General features: G+C 45.9%; 1 protein-coding gene. It reads right to left on the minus strand.

Features of this window, described 5'->3' with window-relative positions; all coding sequences use genetic code 11:
• Positions 1-197: 197 nt before the first annotated feature.
• Positions 198-487: hypothetical protein (locus KP705_RS17170; RefSeq protein WP_215765145.1), on the minus strand; the 290-nt coding region annotated here is incomplete at its 5' end.

Below are 487 nucleotides of genomic sequence, written 5' to 3' on the forward strand. Positions count from 1 at the left end.
ATCCCACACAGATGGCCTACGGCCACACTACGTGGCTCCCGCTCTGCGCTCGCTCTGTGATGMAGGACACAGCAAATCTGAGCTAATTATCTGCTCATGAAGCGAAGCAGTTTGAGCTATCTTTTTAATACTGATTTAGCCTTTAGCATGGAGGTCGAAACCCCAATGCTAGACCCCGGACCTTCGGGGTCGTCGCTCTAGGCAATAGAGCGATCAGAACCCTTTTGAGGCTTCGCCTTAGGTTCCCACGTCGCCTGGAATGACTCAAGCCACTCCTTCGCAATCCTATCGCAATCACGCATTAAATCATCCAACGTGTAGACAGTCTTAATGAACGGAACAGGATTAATTCCATGCGAATCCAAAGAATCAAAAACTAAACCAAGATAAGTTTCAAGCTGTTCATTCTTCTTCTGTAAATCTCTGAACGGCTTGCCCTTATCAAAACTTTTTTCGCGTTCGCTTTTCAATTCGTTCAATAGTGATT

The organism is Gluconobacter sp. P1D12_c (assembly GCF_018812105.1).
GTDB lineage: Bacteria > Pseudomonadota > Alphaproteobacteria > Acetobacterales > Acetobacteraceae > Gluconobacter > Gluconobacter oxydans_A.